The sequence below is a fragment of the Pseudomonas sp. MWU12-3088 genome (assembly GCF_023242405.1).
GTDB classification, from domain to species: domain Bacteria; phylum Pseudomonadota; class Gammaproteobacteria; order Pseudomonadales; family Pseudomonadaceae; genus Aquipseudomonas; species Aquipseudomonas kribbensis.
Window position 1 is genome coordinate 1 of record NZ_JALJEA010000034.1, and the last position, 494, is coordinate 494.

Genomic DNA, 494 nt, shown 5'->3' on the forward strand with positions numbered 1-494 from the left:
GGTCTGTTCGAAGGTGAAGACCTGTTCGCCGGCGCGCTGGCGCTGGGCGGTCTGACGGTGGAAGCGGTATTGGGTTCGCGCTCGCCTTTCGACGCCCGCATCCACGCGGCCCGTGGCCAGAAAGGCCAGATCGATACCGCTGCCGCTTACCGCGATCTGCTCGGCGAGCGCAGCGAAGTCTCCGACTCGCACCAGAACTGCGAAAAGGTCCAGGACCCGTACTCGCTGCGCTGCCAGCCGCAAGTCATGGGCGCGTGCCTGACCCAGTTCCGTCAGGCTGCCGAAGTGCTGGTGATCGAGGCCAACGCCGTCTCCGACAATCCACTGGTGTTTGCAGCTGAAGGCGACGTGATTTCCGGCGGCAACTTCCACGCCGAGCCAGTGGCCATGGCCGCTGACAACATGGCATTGGCCATCGCCGAAATCGGCTCCCTGAGTGAGCGTCGCATCTCGCTGATGATGGACAAGCACATGTCGCAACTGCCGCCGTTCCT

At 64.0% G+C, this 494-nt stretch carries 1 protein-coding gene; it reads left to right on the top strand.

What is annotated here, in order from left to right; all coding sequences use genetic code 11:
- The coding region (locus M5B98_RS28660) for an aromatic amino acid lyase (RefSeq protein ID WP_248744685.1) at window positions 1-494 on the top strand (494 nt) is incomplete at both ends.